Genomic DNA, 20,236 nt, shown 5'->3' on the forward strand with positions numbered 1-20,236 from the left:
GCTCAACCGTCGACGGGGGACCCCGGGAACGCGACCGTGACCGGGGTTTCCCGCAGGGCCGCACGCCAGCCGGCGGCGCGGACCGCCGACTCGGTGAGCCCGTCGACCCCGATACGCCGGCCGGTCTCGTTCCCGGCCTTCTCCAGCAGCGCGCGGTAGGCGCGCGCGCAGTCCTCCTCGGCGGCGAGTGCCGCGCGCGCCGCCGATTCGGGGCCGGTGACCTCGACCGGCAGCGTGTAACCCGCCGCGGGTAAGGGCGGCGTGTCACCTGCGGCGACGATGGCGCGGTCGATCTCGTCGCGTCGTGCGCGGTGCTCCGCGGCGTTCTCGGCGACGGTGCGTCTGCGGGCGGCCGCCACGAAGGCGGTGATCACGCCGTAGGTGAAGATCGCCGCGTTCTCGGCGTCGGCCGCCACCGCCAGCGGATCGTCGGACACCCCGCCGGCGGGCGCACGGGTACTCATCGGTGTGGTCATGCCAGTTGAACCTCTCGCATCGAGGTGACGGCGGCGGCGATGGAGCCCGCCAGACCCGCCGGATACCCGGCGGTGGTGATCGCGATGTCGTGCGCCTGTTCACCCGAGGCGCCGAGGTCGGCGCGCAACCGCTCGAGGGTCGGCGCGGGCGCGGGTGGGGCCGACGTCGCGGGGGTCTTGTCGATCGACGCGGCGACCTCCTGATCGAGTCGCGTGATCTCCTCACGGACCGCTCGTGCGTGCCGGGCACGCTGGTCGGCGACCACGGTGAGGGCGGCCGCGTAACCGGATTCGACGGCGGCAAGGCCGCGCGCGGTGGCCTCGTCGGCGAGCGCCGATCGGACCAGGGGTGTCAGCGACTCGGCGAGCAGTGTCTCCTCGGACGGGCCCGTGCTGCATCCGGCAAGTCCGACGACTCCGGCGCCGGCCACGGCTACTCCGGCGACGAGTCCGCCACGGAGAACTGTGCGGCGGTCGATCGGGGGCTGGGTCACCCGGGACATGATGCCAGCACCCGCACGGGTGGTCGGCGCGCGCCGCCGCGAGGGTGGTCGGAGCACACCCGACGATCCACTAGGATGTGTCGAAGCAACGACGTGCGACATCCCGCACGGCCCGACAACTGAAGACGAGGGGAGTGGCATGCCGATCAGCCCGACGCAAGTGCGCGATCTCGTCGAAAAGGTTGTCGCCGGAAGAGGATTCGATCTCGAAGAGGTCGAGGTGCGCAACCGGGACGGGCAGGATGAGGTGTCGGTCGTGGTCGACCGCGACGGCGGAAGCGACCTCGACGTCCTCGCCGGACTCAGCAACGAGATCTCCGACGCGCTCGACGCCGCACCGGAACTCGCCGACCTCGCATACGTGCTCGAGGTCACCTCGCGTGGCGTCGACCGCCCGCTGACCCACCCTCGGCACTGGCGCCGCAACGTCGGCCGTCGGGTCGCCATCGATGTCGCACCAGATGTCACCGACGACGAGCCGGGCGCGGACGCGACGGGCCGGACCGTGACCGGACGCATCGGCCGGTTGCTCGACGATCCCGCCACCCGGGTCGAGGTCGTCGTGAACCATCGCGGTCGGATCGCCGTGGAGACGATCGACCTCGATGCCGTCACCAAGGCTGTCGTGCAGGTCGATTTCTCTCAGCCGAGTACCCGGGAACTGGAATTGTGCGGCCTCGACGCCGACGAGATAGAACAGCGCCGCTCCGTGCGGCAGCAGGACAAGTGAATAGGAGTCACGACCTCATGAACATCGACATCGCCGCCCTGCGGATGATCGAGGCGGACAAGGGCATCTCGATCGAGACGGTCATCACCGCGATCGAGACGGCGCTGATCACCGCCTACCGTCACACCGACGGCTTCGCGCCACACGCCCGCGTCGACGTCAACCGCAAGACCGGTGCCGTCCGGGTGATGGCACAGGAACTCGACAGCAACGGTGACGTCGTCCACGAATGGGACGACACCCCCGAGGGATTCGGACGCATCGCCGCGACCACGGCGCGCCAGGTCATCCTGCAGCGCCTGCGCGATGCCGAGAACGAGAAGAACTTCGGCGACCTCGTGGCACACGAGGGCGAGATCGTCGGCGGCGTCGTGCAGCAGGACTCGCGCGCGAATGCCCGCGGCATGGTCGTGGTCCAGATCGGCAGCGACGCCAACAGCACCGAGGGAATCATCCCGTCCGCGGAACAGGTGCCCGGTGAGGTGTACACCCACGGTGACCGCATCAAGTGCTACGTGGTCGGTGTGACCCGGGGACAGCGCGGCCCGCAGATCACCCTGTCGCGGACGCACCCCAACCTGGTGCGCAAGCTGTTCTCCCTCGAGGTCCCCGAGATCGAGGACGGCTCGGTCGAGATCGTCGCCGTCGCCCGCGAGGCCGGCCACCGGTCGAAGATCGCCGTGCACACCGGTGTCGCCGGTCTCAACGCGAAGGGCGCCTGCATCGGGCCGATGGGGCAGCGCGTGCGCAACGTGATGAGCGAACTGGCCGGCGAGAAGATCGACATCATCGACTACGACACCGACCCCGCGGTGTTCGTCGGGAATGCATTGTCGCCGGCGAAGGTTGTGTCGGTGACCGTGGTCGACGCCGAGGCGAAGGCCGCACGGGTCATCGTTCCGGATTATCAGCTGTCGCTGGCTATCGGCAAAGAGGGTCAGAACGCGCGACTCGCCGCGCGTTTGACCGGCTGGCGGATCGACATCCGTTCCGACGCCGCGCCGGCGGTCGACGAGGCGGACGAGGACCGCGGGTGAGGAGCCGATTGTTCCCTGGCCGCTCGGTCGCGCTAGACTGATCGATGGTTCAGCAATCCGCCCCCAGCACGTCAACCAGCAGCACTCCGACACGGATGTGCATCGGTTGCCGGCAGCGGGCAGAGACCAGCGAGTTGGTACGTGTCGTCGCGCAGCAGAGCGAGGCCACCCCGGCTGTGGTGGTCGACACCGCGAAGACCATGCCGGGACGAGGCGCGTGGCTGCACGCGCGGACGGAGTGCATCTCCACCGCGACGCGACGCAAGGCCTTCGCCTCGGCACTCCGGGCCCCCGGTCTGACCGTGGACCCGGACGATCTCACCGAACAGCTCGGTGCGATCACCACCATTGGATGACTCCCCGGAGTCGGAACAGGTAGCAGAAGACATGAGCACACCGTGAAGTCACGATGAGCATGTACCGGACATAAATCGAGGCCGTAGCGGGTTAGCCGCTTGGCCTCCAAGTGAGGAGAGCAGTGGCAGGCAAAGCCCGCGTGCACGAACTGGCCAAAGAACTCGGCGTCACGAGCAAACAGGTGCTCGAGCGTCTGAAGGAACAGGGCGAGTTCGTCAAATCGGCATCGTCGACGGTAGAGGCCCCAGTGGCCCGTCGACTGCGTGAATCGTTCCCCGGTCAAGACGGTGGAGCCCCCAAGAGCAGTGCACAGGACGCAAAGGCGTCGGCCACTCCCGGCCCGCGTCAGTCCGCCAAGCCCGGACCCAAGCCGTCCGGCGGCGCAGGCGCGCCCAAGCCGGGTGCCCCCGCGGCACCTGCAGCAGGTCGTCCGGGACCCCGACCGGGTGCGCCCGAGTCCGAGGCACCCCAGACCGCCGCAGCCCAGACCGCCGCAGCCCAGACCGCTGCAGCACAGACGGCTGCACCGCAGACCGCTGCAGCCCAGACGGCTGCACCGGCCGCACCCCAGACCGGTGCACCCCGGACTGGCCCCAAGCCCGGCGGACCGAGGCCCGGTCCCGCCGCACCCGTGGAGGCCCCTCCCGCCGCTCCTGCGCCCGCCGCAGAGCGTCCGGCTCCCGAGGCCACCCCAGCGGCACCCGCACCGCAGGCCCCGGCCGCGTCGGCAGCACCCGCTGCTCCGACGACACCCCCGGCCCCGCGTCCCGCAGGCCCCAAGCCGGGTCCGCGTGCCCCGCGCGTGGGTAACAACCCGTACTCGTCGGCGCCCGCGCCGGCACCTCGTCCGGCAGCCCGGCCCGCTCCGGGTCAGGGTGGTCCCCGTCCCGCCGGTGGTCGTCCCGGCCCCGCCGGTCAGGGTGGTCCCCGTCCCGCCGGTGGCCGTCCCGGCCCCGCCGGCCAGGGTGGTCCCCGTCCCAATCCGGGCAACATGCCCCCGCGCCCCAGCCCGGGTGCCATGCCTTCGCGTGCCGCACGCCCTGACGCCCGTCCGGGTGGTCGTGGCGGAGCAGGCGGCGGTCGTGGCGGCCCCGGTGGCGGTGGCGGCGGTTACCGCGGTGGCGGTGCTCCCGGTGGTGCACCGGGCGGCGGCGCTCCCGCCGGTGGTTTCCGCGGACGTCCCGGTGGCGGTGGCGGCGGTAACCGCGGTCGCGGCGGAGCCGCAGGCGCCTTCGGACGTCCCGGCGGTGCTCCGCGCAGGGGTCGCAAGTCCAAGCGTGCAAAACGCGCCGAGTACGAGAACATGCAGGCTCCGGCCGTCGGTGGCGTCCGGTTGCCGCGTGGCAACGGCGAGGTCATCCGCCTCGCCCGCGGTGCGTCGCTCTCGGACTTCGCGGACAAGATCGACGCCAACCCGTCGTCGCTGGTCCAGGCGCTGTTCAACCTCGGCGAGATGGTGACGGCGACAGAGTCGGTCAACGACGAGACGCTCGAGCTGCTCGGCTCGGAGATGAACTACCGCGTCCAGGTCGTCAGCCCCGAAGACGAGGACCGCGAGCTGCTCGACAGCTTCGACCTCACCTACGGCGAGGACGAGGGCGGCGAGGAAGATCTTGCGCAGCGTCCGCCGGTGGTCACCGTCATGGGCCACGTCGATCACGGTAAGACCCGATTGCTCGACACGATCCGTAAGGCCAACGTCCGTGAGGGCGAGGCCGGCGGCATCACCCAGCACATCGGTGCCTACCAGGTGAACACCCACCTCAACGGTGAAGATCGCCTGATCACGTTCATCGACACCCCGGGTCACGAGGCGTTCACCGCCATGCGTGCCCGTGGTGCCAAGGCCACCGACATCGCGATCCTCGTGGTCGCAGCCGACGACGGTGTCATGCCGCAGACGGTGGAGGCGGTCAACCACGCCCAGGCAGCAGATGTGCCGATCGTGGTCGCGGTGAACAAGATCGACAAGGAAGGCGCCGATCCGCAGAAGATCCGCGGACAGCTGGCCGAGTACGGCCTGATCCCCGAGGAGTACGGCGGCGACGCCATGTTCGTCGACATCTCGGCCAAGCAGGGCGAGAACATCGACGCGCTGCTCGAAGCCGTCCTGCTCACCGCGGACGCCTCGCTCGACCTGCGTGCCAACCCGGACATGGACGCCCAGGGTGTGGCCATCGAGGCCCACCTCGACCGCGGCCGCGGCCCGGTGGCGACCGTGCTGGTCCAGCGCGGCACGCTCAAGGTCGGCGACTCGATCGTCGCCGGTGACGCCTACGGTCGTGTCCGTCGCATGGTCGATGAGCACGGCGTCGACGTGCCCGAGGCACTGCCGTCGCGTCCGGTCCAGGTCATCGGTTTCACCTCGGTTCCCGGTGCAGGCGACAACCTGCTCGTGGTCGAGGAGGACCGCATCGCCCGGCAGATCGCCGACCGGCGCAATGCGCGTAAGCGCAACGCGCTGGCCGCACGCAGCCGCAAGCGGATCAGCCTGGAAGACCTGGATTCGGCTCTCAAGGAGACCAGCCAGCTCAACCTCATCCTCAAGGGTGACAACTCGGGTACGGTCGAGGCCCTCGAAGAGGCTCTGCTGAACATCGAGATGGGCGACGAGGTCTCGTTGCGGATCATCGACCGCGGTGTCGGTGGTGTCACCGAGACCAACGTCAACCTGGCCGCGGCGTCGGAGGCGATCATCATCGGCTTCAACGTCCGCGCGGAGGGCAAGGCCACCGAGCTGGCCAACCGCGAGGGCGTAGACATCCGGTACTACTCGGTGATCTACCAGGCCATCGACGAGATCGAGAGCGCGCTCAAGGGCATGCTCAAGCCGATCTACGAAGAGGTGGAGCTCGGCCGCGCCGAGATCCGCGCCATCTTCAAGTCGTCGAAGATCGGCAACATCGCCGGTTGTCTCGTGCAGTCGGGCATCATGCGTCGCAACGCCAAGGCCCGCCTGCTGCGTGACAACGTCGTGGTTGCCGAGAACCTCACGGTGTCCTCGCTCAAGCGCGAGAAGGATGACGCCACCGAGGTTCGCGAAGGCTACGAATGTGGTCTCACGCTGACGTACTCGGACATCAAGGTGGGAGACGTGATCGAGACCTACGAGCTGCGTGAGAAGCCGCGCGACTGATCGCGTGAGCTGCTGACACTGCTCGTCCGACATCTCGACCCGCTGCCGTGCGCGCCGTTCCTGTGGAAGGGACGGCGCGCGCGGCACCGTTACGAAAGGACTCTGCGATGGCTGATCCGGCACGCGCACAACGCATGGCCAAGCGGATCTCGTCGATCGTCGCATCGGCGATCGCCTCCGAGATCAAGGATCCGCGACTGGCATATGTGACGGTCACCGACTCGCGGGTGACCAACGATCTGCACGACGCGACGATCTACTACACCGTGATGGGCGAATCCATCGACGCCGAACCCGATTACGAGGCTGCGGCGGCCGGGCTGGCCAAGGCCACCGGTGTGCTGCGGTCCAAGGTCGGCGCCGGCACCGGGGTGCGTTTCACCCCGACGCTGCGTTTCGTCCTCGACACGGTGCCCGACGCGGCCCGGCAGATGGAAGAGCTGGTCGCCCGCGCCCGCGCGAACGACGAACTCGTCGCCCGCCGGGCGGCGGAGGCCTCGCCCGCCGGCGAGGCCGACCCCTACCGTTCGGCGGAGGACGGGGACTCGACAGGCGGGGACTCGACAGGCGGGGACTCGACAGGCGGGGACTCGACCGGCGAGGCCGGTCGGGGAGAGTGAGCCGTTCCTCGAGCGCGGCGATCGCCGCGAGGCTGGCCTCCGCGACCGCGGTGACCATCTGTTGTCATGTCCGCCCCGATGCGGACACGATCGGCAGCGGTCTGGCGTTGGGGCTGGCCCTCGACCGTCGTGGGGTCGACGTCGAGGTCTCCTATCCCGGCGCCGAGCAACTCCCTGCGTCGCTCGCGGGTCTGCCGGGCAGCAAGTTGCTGTGCGCGCCGGCGCAGGTCGTCGGGCACCCGCTGGTGGTGGCGGTTGACGCCGCCACCCTCGGGCGCCTCGAGACGCTCGGCGAGACGTTCAGCCGGGCGGAGACCTCGATCACCATCGATCACCACGCCTCCAATCCCGGCTTCGGTGACCTCGACCTGATCGATCCGGCGGCCGACTGCACCGCCGTGCTGGTTCTCGACGTGCTCGACGAGCTCGGCGTCGCGCTCGACGCCGACATCGCGACCTGCATCTATGCCGGACTGAGCACGGACACGGGTTCTTTCCGGTGGGCCCGGGCGGAGTCCTTCAGGGTGGCCGCGCGGCTGTTGGAGGCCGGCGTCGACGCGCGCAAGTGGAGTCGGGTGCTGTTCGACTCGCATCCGTTTCCGTGGCTCTCGATGATGGCCCGTGTCCTGGCGTCGGCCCAGCTCGAACCCGCTGCCTGCAACGGCGAGGGTCTGGTCTACGCGGTCGTCGATCACGAGGCCCTTGCCGGCATGAGCTGGGAGGAGTCCGAGAGCGTCATCGACACCGTCCGCACCACCCGTGAAGCCGAAGTGGCCGCGGTGTTCAAGGAGGGCGAACCGGGCACCTGGACGGTGTCCCTGCGATCCAAGGACACCGTCGACCTCGTACCCATCGCACGGTCCCACGGCGGCGGCGGACACCGCCAGGCCTCGGGCTACAGCGACACCGGCACCGCCGACGAGGTCGTCGCGAGGCTGTTGGAGTCGCTCTGAACCTCGCCCGTGACCCCGACACCGACACCGGGGTCGCGCGCATCGCCACGCTCACGGTCTCGGCGCTGGCGGTTCTCATCGCGCCGCCGCTCTATCTGCTCCTCGATCTCGCCGTGGTCGGCCGACTGGGTGGGGAGTACCTGGCCGCTCTCGGTGTGGGCACACTCGTGCTGTCCATCGTCAGCACGCAGCTGACGTTCCTGTCCTACGGGACGACCGCCCGTTCGGCCCGTCGTTTCGGCTCCGGGGACCGACGAGGCGCCGTGCTCGAAGGTGTGCAGGCCAGCTGGATCGCGGTGGCCGTCGGCGTGCTGATCGTCGCCTGCGCGTATCCGTGCGCACCTTTCGTGATGCGGCTGCTCGTGGGGACGTCGTCCCCGGAGTCGGCGGCGGTGGCGGCCGACGCGGCGGATTGGGTGCGGATCGCGATGTTCGGGGTCCCGCTGATCCTGTTGTCGATGGCAGGCAACGGCTGGATGCGCGGGGTGCAGGAGACACGCAGGCCGGTGGTCTACGTGGTCATCGGGTTGTCGCTCGGCGCGGTCCTCGTCGTCGGTCTCGTGCACGGCATCGGACCGTTCCCCGAGCTGGGCCTGCCCGGTAGTGCCATCGCCAACGTCATCGGCCAGGGCGTGACCGGGGTGCTGTTCGCCGTGCGGGTGATCCGGGAGGCGCGTGCGCAGACCCCGGAGTCGGGTGTGTCCGCGTTCGCTCCGCGACGGTCGGTCATCGTCGCGCAGCTGGTGATGGCGCGCGATCTGGTGGTGCGCAGCCTGTCGTTCCAGATCTGCTTCGTCTCGGCGGCTGCGGTCGCCGCCCGCTTCGGTGTCGCCCAGGTGGCCGCCCATCAGCTCGTGCTCCAGTTGTGGGAGTTCATGGCGCTGTTCCTCGACTCGCTGGCCATCGCCGCGCAAGCACTGGTCGGTGCAGCCCTCGGTGCCGGGCGTCTGTCCGACGCCGATTCCGTCGCCCGGCGGGTGACCGGGGTGTCGGTGGTCGCGGCGTCGGTGATGGCGGCGGTCTTCGCGGCCGGTGCGACGCTCATCCCGCAGATCTTCACGAGCGACGCCGAGGTCCTCGACGCGGTCGGTGTCCCGTGGTGGTTCTTCGTCGGCATGCTGCCGATCGCGGGGGTGGTGTTCGCGCTCGACGGTGTCCTGCTCGGCAGCGGCGACGCCGCATTCCTGCGGACCGCGACCCTGACCGGCGCGCTGGTCGGGTTCCTACCGCTGATCTGGCTGTCGCTGATCTTCGACTGGGGTCTCGCCGGCGTGTGGTCGGGGCTGGTCGTGTTCATGCTCGTCCGGCTGGCCACCGTGGGGTGGCGGATCAGGTCGGGACGCTGGCGGCGGGCGGGTGCGGTCCGCACCTGACCGCGGGTCTCTGGCACGATGGATCCTCGTGGCTACTTTGTGGGCGATCAGCGATCTGCACGTCGCACACCGGGGCAACGAGCACATCATCGACGACATCCGGCCGACGTCGGAGGGGGACTGGCTCATCGTCGCCGGTGACGTCGCCGAACGCACCGACGACATCATCGACACCCTGCGCCGTCTGCGTACCCGGTTCTCCACCGTGGTGTGGGTGCCGGGCAATCACGAGTTGTACACGACGGCCAAGGATCCGCTGCAGATCTTCGGCGTCGCTCGCTACGACTACCTGGTTCAGGCCTGCCGGGACATCGGTGTGGTGACCCCCGAGGACATCTACCCGCTGTTCGATCCGGGCGACGGCTCCGCGCCGGTGCGGGTGGTGCCGATGTTCCTGCTCTACGACTACACCTTCCGTCCGGAGGGCACCGCCAACAAGCTCACCGCTCTGGCACTGGCACGCGAACGCAACGTGGTGGCCACCGACGAGTTCCTGTTGTCGCCGGAACCGTTCCCGACGCGCGACGCGTGGGGCCGGGCACGGATCGAGATCACGCGCCGCAGGCTCGAGGCGATCGACCCGGCGGAGAAGACCGTCCTCATCAACCACTGGCCGCTGCGTCGTGAACCATGCGATGCGCTGTTCTATCCCGAGTTCGCGCTGTGGTGCGGCAGTGAGCTGACCGCGGACTGGCACAAGGACTTCAACGCGGCCTGCTGCGTCTACGGGCACCTGCACATCCCGCGCACCACCTGGTACGACGACATCCGGTTCGAGGAGGTGTCGGTCGGCTACCCGCGCGAGTGGAAGCGCCGCGGACTGCCGAAGCCGTTGATGCGCAACATCATCCCCGGTGACGGCCTCGTCGCGTCGGATCTCCCCGAACACGGTGTGCGTTTCGACCTGCCCCCGGACTACGCCGAACGTGCCGCCGAGTTCCGGGAGCGCGTCGAGCAGCGGCAGGCGGAACGACGAACACGGCAGGCCGAGCGCGCAGCCCGAGAGGACAGGCAATGATCGAGAAGCTCCTCCCCGCCGGGGTCGCCTCGGCGGAGGCGTTCACCGACCCGCCCGGCCTCGAGCCGATGCCCGCCGAGCAGAACCTCATCGCGAAGGCGGTGGAGAAGCGGCGCCGCGAGTTCATCACCGTCCGGCACTGTGCGCGGCAGGCACTGGGGGAGCTCGGCATAGAACCCGTGCCGATCCTCAAGGGCGACAAGGGCGCACCCGTGTGGCCGGCGGGGATCGTCGGCAGCCTGACACACTGCGACGGATACCGCGCCGCCATCGTGGCCTATGCCATGGGCGTGCGGTCGCTCGGCATGGACGCCGAGCCGCACGATGCCCTGCCCGACGGCGTGCTCGAGCACACCAGCCTGCCCGCCGAACGCGAGATCCTCGCGACGCGTTCCGGTGAACTGCACTGGGACCGGCTGCTGTTCTGCGCCAAGGAGGCCACCTACAAGGCGTGGTTCCCGATCACCAAGCGCTGGCTGGGCTTCGAGGACGCCCACATCACCTTCGAGCAGACCGGCCCGGCCACGGGCACGTTCATCTCGCGCATCCTGATCGATCCGGCCGCGGCCGACGGCGGTCCGCCGCTGCTCGAGTTCTCGGGACGCTGGCTGGTCGACCGCGGCATCATCACCACCACGATCGCGGTGGCGTGACGTGGCCGACGCAACCATCGAGAACGCCGGCCTGCTCATCGTCGACAAAGAGGCCGGAATGACCAGCCACGACGTCGTGTCGCGGTGCCGCAAGATCTTCAACACCCGCCGGGTGGGTCATGCCGGCACGCTCGACCCGATGGCGACCGGTGTCCTGGTCATCGGGATCGAGAGGGCGACAAAGCTTCTCGGTCTACTGTCGCTGACCACCAAGTCCTACACCGCGACCGTGCGGCTGGGTGTGTCGACGACCACCGACGACCGCGAGGGCGAGATCCTCAGCACCGCAGACGCTTCTGCGGTGTCCGACGAGGCCATCGCCGCGGGAGTCGCCGACCTGACCGGAGACATCTCGCAGGTGCCGGCCAAGGTCAGCGCCATCAAGGTCGACGGCAGGCGCGCCCACGCGCTGGTGCGTACGGGCGCCGAGTTCGACCTCGCCGCCCGCCCGGTCACCGTGTCCCGCTTCGAGGTGCTCGCGACGCGCCGGGACGGACAGTTCGTCGATCTCGATGTGGCCGTGGACTGTTCGTCGGGAACCTACATCCGGTCGCTGGCCCGTGACCTGGGTTCGGCGCTCGGCGTGGGCGGGCACCTCACCGAACTGCGACGCACCGCCGTCGGACCGTTCACCCTCGACCAGGCGCGCACGCTCGACGCCGTCCGGGAGGACCCGCACGTGAGCCTCGGCATCGACGAGGCGGTCAAGATCTCGTTCCCGCGCCGCGACATCAGCGACGAGGAGGCGGAATCCATCAGTCAGGGACGGTGGCTCGAGCCGGTCGGGCGCAAAGACGTCTACGTGGTCGTCGACCCGCACGAGCAGGCCATCGCGCTGATCCAGGAGAAGGGGCGCCGGGCGAGTTCGGTGATGGTCGTCCGCCCCGCCACACTGCGCTGACGAAGGTGTCGCTTCAGCTGCGCGGCACGACGAAGATCGCACGGGCGGCGATGTCGCCGAGGTCGATCGGGTCCGCATCACCCAGCGAGACCGAGATGGTGCCGGCGAACGGGCGCTTCTCGGCGACGGTGACCACGCAGTCGAGCGCGACGCCGACCTGGTCGAAGTAGCGCAGCATCTCCGGGTCGGTGTCGGAGATGCGGGCAATGGAGCCCGATGCCCCGACCTCGAGATCGGCGAGCAGTGCGGCCGCGGGTGCGGGGATCGACCCGTCGAGTGCGGGGATGGGGTCGCCGTGCGGATCCCGGTCGGGGAAGCCGAGTTTGGCGTCGAGCCGGGCCATCAGGCGGTCGGAGACGGCGTGTTCGAGGACCTCGGCCTCGTCGTGCACCTCGTCCCAGCGGTAGCCGAGTTCACGGACGAGGAACGTCTCGAGCAGGCGGTGGCGGCGAACCATGAGGATGGCCGCGGCGCGGCCTTCCTCGGTGAGAGTGACCGCGCCATAGGGCTCATGCGACACCAGGCCCTGGTCGGCGAGCTTGCGGATGGCCTCCGACGCCGTGGACGCGGACACGCCGAGGGACTGGGCGAGCAGCTTGGTGGTGACCTTGACGTCTTCCCACTCCTGGCTGGTCCAGATGACCTTCAGATAGTCCTGGGTGACTTGTGACAGCTCCGTCACCGGACGATCGGATCCCGCAGGCATGACTGTGAGCTTAGCGGTCGGGGTTTGGCGAGTGGCGGTGGTGGTTTGGAACACGGGGTGCCCGTAGTCTGGTCGGCGTGTTGCGATGGCGAGGTCTTGACGACATCCCCGCGGACTGGGGACGGTGCGTGGTCACCATCGGTGTCTTCGACGGTGTCCACCGCGGACATGCCGAGTTGATCAATGCGGCAACCACGGCGGCCAGGGAGCATGGCGTCCCGTCGGTGCTGATGACGTTCGATCCGCATCCCTCGGAGGTCGTGCGTCCGGGATCCCATCCGCCGCAACTGACGACGCTGACCCGGCGGGCCGAACTGGCCGAGGAACTCGGCATCGACGTCTTCTGCGTGATGCCGTTCACCCCCGAGCTCGCCGCGCGCTCACCCAAGGACTTCGCCCACGACATCCTCGTGGAGACCCTCCATGCCGCGGTCGTGGTGGTGGGCGACAACTTCACCTTCGGGCGCAAGGCCGCCGGGGACGTGTCCAAACTCGCCGACCTCGGCACCAAGTTCGGGTTCTCCGTGCGGTCGGTGTCGCTGTTCGGCGAGCACGCCGTGACCTTCTCGTCGACGTACATCCGTGCCTGTGTCGCCGCGGGCGACGTGGATCGGGCCGCCGAGGCGCTCGGGCGTCCGCACCGCGTCGAGGGGGTGGTCGTGCGTGGCGACGGTCGCGGTCGCAACCTCGGTTTCCCGACGGCGAACGTCGCGCCACCGATGTACGCCGCCATCCCCGCCGACGGGGTGTACGCCGCGTGGTTCACCATCCTGGGCATCGGGCCGGTCGCCGGTGAGGTCGAGCCGGGCGAGCGTTACCAGGCGGCGGTCTCGGTGGGCACCAACCCGACGTTCTCGGGACGCACCCGCACCGTCGAGGCCTTCGTGCTCGACAAGAGCGCCGATCTCTACGGACAGCACGTCGCCGTCGACTTCGTCCACCGCATCCGCGGCATGGTCCAGTTCGACGGGATCGACGACCTGATCGTCGCGATGCGCGACGACGTGGACAAGACACGCGAGATCCTGGCGGCGGCCGAGACGTGAGTCCGGGCGCCCCGCGGGACGGGATTTGGGTCCGGTACGTCCCGGCAGGTAGCCTGACGAGTCGGTGTTGCTGCAGTCCGCGGTGGCGCACCAGAGAATGTGGACGCGGTACTGAGAATCAGGAGTATCTCCATGGCTTTGACTGTCGAGCAGAAAAAAGAAATCCTCGCCGAGTACGGTCTGCACGAGACCGACACCGGATCACCCGAGGCCCAGGTCGCAATGCTGACCAAGCGCATCGTCGACCTCACCGAACACCTCAAGCAGCACAAGCACGATCACCACAGCCGCCGCGGTCTGCTGCTGCTCGTCGGCCGTCGTCGCCGTCTGCTCAAGTACGTCGCCAAGGTCGACATCAACCGCTACCGCTCGCTCATCGAGCGTCTCGGCCTGCGTCGCTGACACACGACTTTCCACCGGCCATCTCCCACGAGGGAGGTGGCCGGTTTGTCGTATTGAGGTATTGACAGGGCGCGGTGATAGGCTGGCAGGCGGATCGTTGCCGTGAACTCGTGGCAGCGCGGAACGACGAGCCAGATCGGTCCTCGGTAGTGGCCGCCGGAACCCCGGCCCGGGCAATCCCCGGGCATGCAAGGATTCCGGCCGCTTCGATCGAAGGCCGTCTGAGCACTCACCGGCGCCACGCTGCGCCATTCACCGTGCTGCCGCACTTTCTCGGCGCGTTCTGGGTCGGTCCGATCCGCACCGCGCACGTTCTGGCACGTCGACACGTGCTGCGCACCCGCGATGACCACCCTCAACCGCACAAGCGGCCACCTCTGGTGTGGCCGCGTGAGACGGCCGCCCACGGCAGCCGCTACGAAGGGATTCCAACCCACATGACAGATGTGAACACCCCCGATGTGAACACCGAAGATTTCGCCGACGACTACGACGAGGCCATCACCGAGGCCACGGCGATCATCGACAACGGGAGCTTCGGCACCCGCACTATCCGGTTCGAGACCGGGCGCCTGGCACTGCAGGCCGGCGGGGCGGTGACCGCCTACCTCGACGACGAGAACATGCTGCTGTCGACCACGTCGGCGTCGAAGCACCCGAAGGAGCACTTCGACTTCTTCCCGCTCACCGTGGACGTCGAGGAGCGGATGTACGCCGCCGGACGCATCCCCGGATCGTTCTTCCGCCGCGAGGGTCGCCCGTCGACCGACGCGATCCTCACCTGCCGCCTGATCGACCGTCCGCTGCGCCCGTCGTTCGTCGACGGACTGCGCAACGAGATCCAGGTCGTGGTGACCGTGCTCTCGCTCAACCCGAACGACCTGTACGACGTCCTCGCGATCAACGCGGCGTCGGCGTCGACCCAGCTCGCCGGCCTGCCGTTCTCCGGCCCGGTCGGTGGCGTGCGCGTCGCGCTCGTCCCGACCGAGGAGAACCGCGCCGGCCAGTGGGTCGCGTTCCCGACCGTCGAGCAGCTCGAGGGCGCCGTGTTCGACATGGTGGTCGCCGGCCGCATCGTCGGCGAGGGTGACAACACCGACGTCGCCATCATGATGGTCGAGGCCGAGGCCACCGACAACGTCATCGACCTCATCGCCGGCGGCGCTCAGGCCCCGACCGAGGCGATCGTCGCCGAGGGCCTCGAGGCCGCCAAGCCGTTCATCGCCCGCCTCTGCGAGGCGCAGAGGTCCCTGGCCGCCGCGGCTGCCAAGGAGACCGCGGAGTTCCCGCTGTACCCGCCGTACCAGTCGGATGTCTACGACGCCGTCGCCGCAGCCGCGACCGATCGTCTGTCGGAGATCCTCAGTATCGCGGGCAAGCAGGAGCGCGACGACAAGACCGACGAGCTCAAGGCCGACATCCTCGCTCAGCTCGGCGAGCAGTTCGCGGGTCGTGAGAAGGAGATCGGCGGCGCATACCGTTCGCTGACCAAGCAGCTGGTCCGTCAGCGCATCCTGACCGATCACTTCCGCATCGACGGTCGTGGCATCTCCGACATCCGTGCGCTCTCGGCCGAGGTCGGCATCATCCCGCGTGCGCACGGCAGCGCGCTGTTCGAGCGTGGCGAGACCCAGATCCTGGGCGTCACCACCCTCGACATGGTCAAGATGGCGCAGCAGATCGACTCGCTCGGACCCGAGACGTCCAAGCGCTACATGCATCACTACAACTTCCCGCCGTACTCGACCGGTGAGACCGGCCGCGTCGGTTCGCCCAAGCGTCGCGAGATCGGCCACGGCGCGCTCGCCGAGCGTGCCCTGATGCCGGTGCTCCCGAGCGTCGAGGACTTCCCGTACGCGATCCGTCAGGTGTCCGAGGCGTTGAGCTCCAACGGCTCGACCTCGATGGGTTCGGTGTGTGCCTCGACCATGTCGCTGCTGAATGCCGGTGTGCCGCTGCGCGCCCCGGTCGCCGGCATCGCCATGGGCCTGGTCTCCGACACCGTCGACGGCGAAACCCGTTATGTCGCACTGACCGACATCCTCGGCGCCGAAGATGCCTTCGGCGACATGGACTTCAAGGTCGCGGGCACCAAGGACTTCGTGACCGCGCTGCAGCTCGACACCAAGCTCGACGGCATCCCGTCGCCGGTGCTCGCGGGTGCGCTCAGCCAGGCCAAGGACGCCCGGCTGACCATCCTCGACGTCATGGCCGAGGCCATCGACGAGCCGGACGAGATGAGCCCGTTCGCGCCGCGGATCACCACCATCAAGATCCCGATGGACAAGATCGGCGAGCTGATCGGCCCCAAGGGCAAGACGATCAACGGCATCACCGAGGAGACCGGCGCCAACATCTCCATCGAGGACGACGGCACCGTGTTCGTCGGCGCCTCCGATGGTGTGAAGGCGCAGGCGGCGATCGATCGCATCAACGCGATCGCCAACCCGCAGCTGCCGAAGGTCGGGGAGCGCTTCCTCGGCACCGTGGTCAAGACCACCGCGTTCGGCGCGTTCGTGTCGCTGCTGCCGGGGCGCGACGGCCTGGTGCACATCTCGAAGCTCGGCAAGGGCAAGCGGGTCAGCAAGGTCGAGGACGTCGTCAACGTGGGCTCCAAGCTCCGCGTGGAGATCGCCGACATCGACGAGCGCGGCAAGATCAGCCTCGTCCCGGTCGACGACGACGCCGACAAGGCGGAGGCGCCGGCTGCCGAGGCAGCCACCGCTGACGCATGATCTGAACCGAGCTGTTCTGAACTGAACTGAGCACGACCCACCGGGGCCCGTCGTCCATCGCGGACGGCGGGCCCCGGTGTCTGCTCACCTGCGGACTGCAACCGCGAGCATATGATCCAGGGATGGACGACCCGGCCGAGAAGCTCACCGTCGCACGCCGACGTGACGCGCTCCTCACGCCCGCGTCGCGGACGGTGGCCGAGCTGCTGCGGACCGCGCCGGTCCTCGGACGGGCGGACATGACGGTTCGTCAGGCTGCGGCGCTGATGACCGACCGCGGCCAGGACTACGTCGTCTTCCCGGTGGGGGATCGATGCCACGCCGTCCTCACCGACGGAGACATCAGGGCGAAGGTGGTCGCCGTGGGTCGCAGTGCCGACACCGCGGTCGGCGAGATCGTGGACGGTCCCGCTTTCGTCGTCGACGCCGGTGCCGCTCCCATGGATGTCCTGACCGAACTCGTCGATCGTGACCTCACGGTGGTTCCGGTCTGCGATGTCGATGGTGGGGTGCTCGGGGTCGTCGGGCCGGGGGACTTCGTCGGCGACCCGGCCGGTGCGAGTATGCCGTTGCGCGAACAGATCTCCCGATCGGGAAGCGTCGAAGAACTACAGGGGCATGCGCGTCGGGTCCCGCAGCTCGTCGCCGACCTCGTGCGTCGCGACCGGCCCGCGCACGAGGTCACACGGGTCACCTCACTGATCGTCGACGCCGTCGTGCGGCGTGGACTCGCACTCGTCGTCGACGAGCGGGCCGGCCTGGATCCGGGCGCCTACACGTGGTTGTCGTTGGGCAGCAACGCACGACGCGAACCGGTGCTGAGTTCGGACGTCGATTCGGCTGTGTCGTTCGATGATTCGCTCGGTGTCGAGGAGATCGCCCGGTATCGAACCGCTTTCGGCGAACTCGACGATGTACTCCGGGGCGCGGGGCTTGGCGTCGACACCAACGGCGCCGTGGCGTCGAAGCCGCTGTTCTCCCGAACACACGCACAGTGGCAGGCCGGCGTCCGCGACTGGGTCGACCGGCCGCTGGAGAACAAGGGCATGATCTTCCTCTCGCTGATGCTCGACGGCCGGCCCGTCGGTGGTGTGCGTCCGGGTTCGGCGACCCCGTCGGGAGCGGTGACCGCGGCGCTGCGGGACGACCCGGCGACCATGAGACTGCTTCTGGCCGAATCGTTGTCGACCAAGGCGCGCCTGCGTTCGATGCGTGACATGCTGACCGGCCGCGGCGGTGTCTTCGACATCAAGCAGCATGCGCTGACCCCGGTGGTCAACATCGCCCGGTGGGCCGCACTGAGTGTCGAGTCGACGGTGCTCGACACCCGTGGGCGGCTGCGCGCGGCCGCCGGCAGCGAGATCCTGCCCGCCGAACAGGCGGCCACGCTGATCGAGGTGTTCGACGTGCTGCAGCGCGTGCGGCTGCGGTATCAGGTGGCGCAGTTCGATCGCGGTGAGTCGCCGGCCGATCTGCTGGAGATGAAGCGGCTCTCCCCGCTCGATCGCAGCCTGGTCGCGCAGGCGGTCCGTGAGGTCGCGGGCATCCAGCGGCGGATGGCGAACATGAGCCACTTCCTTCCCGGTACCGAACGACCGGCCGACCAGCAGGTGACCTGAGAAACCATGTGTCTGATCCTCTTTGCGTGGAATGCGCATCCCGACCACCGCCTGCTCGTCGCGGCGAACCGCGACGAGCAACATCGCCGGCGCACCTTCGCACTGTCGCGGTGGGATGACCTCCCGATCATCGCCGGCCGCGACGCAGTCGCCCGCGGCACCTGGATAGGGGTGTCCGCGGAGGTGCCGGGCCGGGTGGCGATGGTGACCAACGTTCGCGTCGGACCGCCGAAGCGGGCCGGTATCCGCTCTCGCGGGCAGCTGCCCGTCGACTTCCTGGCCGGCGACGACCCCCCGAAGCTGTACGCCGATCGCGTGGTCGACGAGGCCGCCGACTACGACCCGGTCAACCTCCTCGTCGGCGACGCCGACGACCTGTGGTGGGTGACCAATTGGCCTGCGCCCCACGCCGAAAGGGTCCTCGACGGCGTCCACGGCGTATCCAACGGTGCGCTCGACAACGACTGGCCGAAGGTCGTCGACGGCTCCTCGGCAATGAGCGGACTCGTCGCCGCCGACGACGGTTCCACCGCGTCGACCGAGGCCTACTTCGCGATGCTGGCCGACCAGGACCGTCCCGACCCCGCACGCCTCCCCGACACCGGCGTCGGACCGCAGGCCGAGGCGGCGTTGTCGTCGAAGTTCATCAACATCCCCGGTTACGGAACCCGCGCGTCCACCGTGCTGCGCATCGGGTTCGACGGCCACGGTGACATCACCGAACGCCGCTACGGATGGCGCGGTAGACGACGCGGAACCACCCGTGTGTCCTTCTGATCAGTTGTGCGTGAACGGAATCGCGGCGACCGGGAGGTCCAGCGCCTCACCGACTTCGGCGGTGAACAGTTCGCCGCGGTGGGTGCTCAGTCCAGAGGCCAGTGCGGGGTCGGCAGCACAGGCCTGCTCCCAGCCGAGGTCGGCGAGGCGCAGCACATAGGGCAGGGTGGCGCCGGTCAGTGCCTGCGTCGACGTGCGGGCGACGGTGCCCGGCATGTTCGCCACGCAGTAGAAGGTGGTGTCGTGCACGGTGAAGGTCGGGTCGTCGTGTGTGGTGGGACGGGAATCCTCGAAGCAGCCGCCCTGGTCGATCGCGATGTCGACGAGTACAGCGCCCGGCTTCATCTGTGCGACTGTGCTGTTGGAGACGAGGACCGGGGCCTTGGCGCCCGGGACCAGGACTGCACCGATGACCAGGTCGGCCTGCCTGACCGCCTCGTCGAGGGCCAGGGTGGTGCTGTAGCGGGTGTGGACGCGGCCGCCGAAACGGGCGTCGACGGCGCGTAGTTTGGCGATGTCGAGGTCGAAGACGGTGACCTGGGCACCCATGCCCACGGCGATGGCCGCGGCGTTCACGCCGCTGACCCCACCGCCGATGACGACGACGTCGGCGGGTTCGGTGCCGGGGACGCCGCCCATGAGGACGCCGCGGCCGCCTTCGGAACGCATCAGGTGATAGGACCCGACCTGTGGTGCCAGACGCCCCGCGACCTCACTCATCGGGGCGAGCAGGGGGAGCGCGCCGTCGGCGGTGCGGACCATCTCGTAGGCGATCGACGTCGTGCCGGAGGCGAGTAGCGCCTCGGTGCATGCCCGGCCCGCAGCGAGGTGCAGGTAGGTGAACAGGGTCTGTCCCGCGCGCATCAGTGCGTACTCCGAGGCGATGGGTTCCTTGACCTTGAGGAGCAGGTCGGCCTGTTCCCAGATCTGGGCGGCGGTGCCGAGGATCTGCGCGCCGGCGGCCTTGTAGTCGTTGTCGGCGATGGCCGAACCCTCGCCCGCACCAGCCTGGATGATCACGTCGTGACCGCGGTGGTGCAGTTCGGCGACACCCGCCGGGGTGATGGCGACGCGGTACTCGTGGTTCTTGACCTCGGTGGGGATGCCGATGCGCATGAGAGGTGCTCCGTCGTTGCTGGTGTGCTGGATGAGGGGTGAGCTCGTCTGGAACTGGAAGCCTCGAACGTTCCTCGA

19 protein-coding genes are annotated in these 20,236 nt (G+C 69.0%); 15 read left to right on the forward strand and 4 right to left on the reverse strand.

What is annotated here, in order from left to right; translation table 11 throughout:
• Window positions 1-2: 2 nt before the first annotated feature.
• Window positions 3-476 carry a ferritin-like domain-containing protein gene (locus H1R19_RS10340; protein ID WP_188329057.1) on the reverse strand — a complete coding sequence of 158 codons (474 nt, stop codon included), beginning with the start codon at window positions 474-476 and terminating at the stop codon, window positions 3-5.
• Window positions 473-979, reverse strand: a complete 507-nt coding sequence (locus tag H1R19_RS10345) for a hypothetical protein (protein ID WP_219851345.1) — start codon at window positions 977-979, stop codon at window positions 473-475. The genes H1R19_RS10340 and H1R19_RS10345 overlap by 4 nt, the downstream gene beginning before the upstream one ends.
• Before the next feature lie 139 nt (window positions 980-1,118).
• Between H1R19_RS10345 and rimP the strand changes: the two genes are divergently transcribed.
• From rimP to truB, 10 genes are all read left to right on the forward strand, one after another.
• A complete protein-coding gene (rimP, locus tag H1R19_RS10350; protein WP_188329059.1) occupies window positions 1,119-1,709 on the forward strand; it encodes a ribosome maturation factor RimP in 591 nt (196 codons plus the stop codon).
• A 17-nt stretch (window positions 1,710-1,726) separates the two neighbouring features.
• On the forward strand, window positions 1,727-2,746 hold the full coding sequence (gene nusA / locus H1R19_RS10355) for a transcription termination factor NusA (RefSeq protein ID WP_188329060.1): 1,020 nt from the start codon (window positions 1,727-1,729) through the stop codon (window positions 2,744-2,746).
• 44 nt (window positions 2,747-2,790) lie between these two features.
• Window positions 2,791-3,102 (forward strand): YlxR family protein, encoded by a 312-nt coding sequence (locus H1R19_RS10360; protein WP_223204996.1) that lies wholly within the window; start codon window positions 2,791-2,793, stop codon window positions 3,100-3,102.
• A 122-nt stretch (window positions 3,103-3,224) separates the two neighbouring features.
• Complete coding sequence (gene infB, locus H1R19_RS10365) at window positions 3,225-6,239, forward strand: translation initiation factor IF-2 (RefSeq protein ID WP_188329061.1); 3,015 nt, start codon at window positions 3,225-3,227, stop codon at window positions 6,237-6,239.
• Window positions 6,240-6,346: 107 nt separating this feature from the next.
• Window positions 6,347-6,859, forward strand: a complete 513-nt coding sequence (gene rbfA / locus H1R19_RS10370) for a 30S ribosome-binding factor RbfA (RefSeq protein ID WP_219851346.1) — start codon at window positions 6,347-6,349, stop codon at window positions 6,857-6,859.
• Entirely contained in the window at window positions 6,856-7,812 is a 957-nt protein-coding gene (locus H1R19_RS10375) for a DHH family phosphoesterase (RefSeq protein ID WP_188329063.1), read from the forward strand. Before rbfA ends, H1R19_RS10375 begins: the two co-directional genes overlap by 4 nt.
• Window positions 7,813-7,853: 41 nt before the next feature.
• Window positions 7,854-9,185 (forward strand): MATE family efflux transporter, encoded by a 1,332-nt coding sequence (locus H1R19_RS10380; protein ID WP_219851584.1) that lies wholly within the window; start codon window positions 7,854-7,856, stop codon window positions 9,183-9,185.
• A gap of 28 nt (window positions 9,186-9,213) precedes the next feature.
• The gene (locus H1R19_RS10385; RefSeq protein ID WP_188329064.1) at window positions 9,214-10,203 is read left to right on the forward strand and encodes a metallophosphoesterase family protein; all 990 of its coding nucleotides are present in this window, start codon (window positions 9,214-9,216) and stop codon (window positions 10,201-10,203) included.
• Window positions 10,200-10,856, forward strand: a complete 657-nt coding sequence (locus H1R19_RS10390) for a 4'-phosphopantetheinyl transferase family protein (RefSeq protein WP_188329065.1) — start codon at window positions 10,200-10,202, stop codon at window positions 10,854-10,856. Before H1R19_RS10385 ends, H1R19_RS10390 begins: the two co-directional genes overlap by 4 nt.
• Window position 10,857: 1 nt before the next feature.
• Window positions 10,858-11,757: a tRNA pseudouridine(55) synthase TruB gene (gene truB / locus H1R19_RS10395; protein ID WP_188329066.1), complete on the forward strand. Its 900-nt coding sequence runs from the start codon at window positions 10,858-10,860 to the stop codon at window positions 11,755-11,757.
• 13 nt (window positions 11,758-11,770) lie between these two features.
• On the opposite strand, the gene H1R19_RS10400 is transcribed toward truB, so the two are convergent.
• Complete coding sequence (locus H1R19_RS10400) at window positions 11,771-12,463, reverse strand: metal-dependent transcriptional regulator (RefSeq protein WP_188329067.1); 693 nt, start codon at window positions 12,461-12,463, stop codon at window positions 11,771-11,773.
• 77 nt (window positions 12,464-12,540) lie between these two features.
• Here H1R19_RS10400 and H1R19_RS10405 point away from each other — a divergent pair, with 77 nt between their 5' ends.
• The 5 genes from H1R19_RS10405 (at window position 12,541) to H1R19_RS10425 (ending at window position 19,042) form a co-directional block, all read left to right on the forward strand.
• On the forward strand, window positions 12,541-13,509 hold the full coding sequence (locus H1R19_RS10405; RefSeq protein WP_188329068.1) for a bifunctional riboflavin kinase/FAD synthetase: 969 nt from the start codon (window positions 12,541-12,543) through the stop codon (window positions 13,507-13,509).
• Window positions 13,510-13,641: 132 nt separating this feature from the next.
• Entirely contained in the window at window positions 13,642-13,911 is a 270-nt protein-coding gene (rpsO, locus tag H1R19_RS10410) for a 30S ribosomal protein S15 (RefSeq protein WP_188329069.1), read from the forward strand.
• A 437-nt stretch (window positions 13,912-14,348) separates the two neighbouring features.
• Window positions 14,349-16,646 (forward strand): polyribonucleotide nucleotidyltransferase, encoded by a 2,298-nt coding sequence (locus H1R19_RS10415; RefSeq protein WP_188329070.1) that lies wholly within the window; start codon window positions 14,349-14,351, stop codon window positions 16,644-16,646.
• 122 nt (window positions 16,647-16,768) lie between these two features.
• Window positions 16,769-18,265 carry a putative nucleotidyltransferase substrate binding domain-containing protein gene (locus tag H1R19_RS10420; protein WP_219851347.1) on the forward strand — a complete coding sequence of 499 codons (1,497 nt, stop codon included), beginning with the start codon at window positions 16,769-16,771 and terminating at the stop codon, window positions 18,263-18,265.
• Between the two features lie 6 nt (window positions 18,266-18,271).
• A complete protein-coding gene (locus tag H1R19_RS10425; RefSeq protein ID WP_219851348.1) occupies window positions 18,272-19,042 on the forward strand; it encodes an NRDE family protein in 771 nt (256 codons plus the stop codon).
• On the opposite strand, the gene ald is transcribed toward H1R19_RS10425, so the two are convergent.
• Window positions 19,043-20,158: an alanine dehydrogenase gene (gene ald / locus H1R19_RS10430; RefSeq protein ID WP_219851349.1), complete on the reverse strand. Its 1,116-nt coding sequence runs from the start codon at window positions 20,156-20,158 to the stop codon at window positions 19,043-19,045. It lies immediately after the preceding gene.
• Between the last annotated feature and the right edge of the window lie 78 nt (window positions 20,159-20,236).

This window comes from Gordonia jinghuaiqii, assembly GCF_014041935.1.
Lineage (GTDB): Bacteria > Actinomycetota > Actinomycetes > Mycobacteriales > Mycobacteriaceae > Gordonia > Gordonia jinghuaiqii.

Excerpts from the sequence above, each read along its gene's own strand:
- ald (WP_219851349.1), bottom strand. The coding sequence starts at position 20,158 with ATGCGCATCGGCATCCCCACCGAGGTCAAGAACCACGAGTACCGCGTC.
- H1R19_RS10360 (WP_223204996.1), top strand. The coding sequence starts at position 2,791 with ATGGTTCAGCAATCCGCCCCCAGCACGTCAACCAGCAGCACTCCGACA.
- nusA (WP_188329060.1), top strand. The coding sequence starts at position 1,727 with ATGAACATCGACATCGCCGCCCTGCGGATGATCGAGGCGGACAAGGGC.
- H1R19_RS10420 (WP_219851347.1), top strand. The coding sequence starts at position 16,769 with ATGGACGACCCGGCCGAGAAGCTCACCGTCGCACGCCGACGTGACGCG.
- rbfA (WP_219851346.1), top strand. The coding sequence starts at position 6,347 with ATGGCTGATCCGGCACGCGCACAACGCATGGCCAAGCGGATCTCGTCG.
- H1R19_RS10345 (WP_219851345.1), bottom strand. The coding sequence starts at position 979 with ATGTCCCGGGTGACCCAGCCCCCGATCGACCGCCGCACAGTTCTCCGT.
- H1R19_RS10425 (WP_219851348.1), top strand. The coding sequence starts at position 18,272 with ATGTGTCTGATCCTCTTTGCGTGGAATGCGCATCCCGACCACCGCCTG.
- H1R19_RS10340 (WP_188329057.1), bottom strand. The coding sequence starts at position 476 with ATGACCACACCGATGAGTACCCGTGCGCCCGCCGGCGGGGTGTCCGAC.
- H1R19_RS10400 (WP_188329067.1), bottom strand. The coding sequence starts at position 12,463 with ATGCCTGCGGGATCCGATCGTCCGGTGACGGAGCTGTCACAAGTCACC.
- rpsO (WP_188329069.1), top strand. The coding sequence starts at position 13,642 with ATGGCTTTGACTGTCGAGCAGAAAAAAGAAATCCTCGCCGAGTACGGT.
- rimP (WP_188329059.1), top strand. The coding sequence starts at position 1,119 with ATGCCGATCAGCCCGACGCAAGTGCGCGATCTCGTCGAAAAGGTTGTC.
- H1R19_RS10415 (WP_188329070.1), top strand. The coding sequence starts at position 14,349 with ATGACAGATGTGAACACCCCCGATGTGAACACCGAAGATTTCGCCGAC.
- H1R19_RS10390 (WP_188329065.1), top strand. The coding sequence starts at position 10,200 with ATGATCGAGAAGCTCCTCCCCGCCGGGGTCGCCTCGGCGGAGGCGTTC.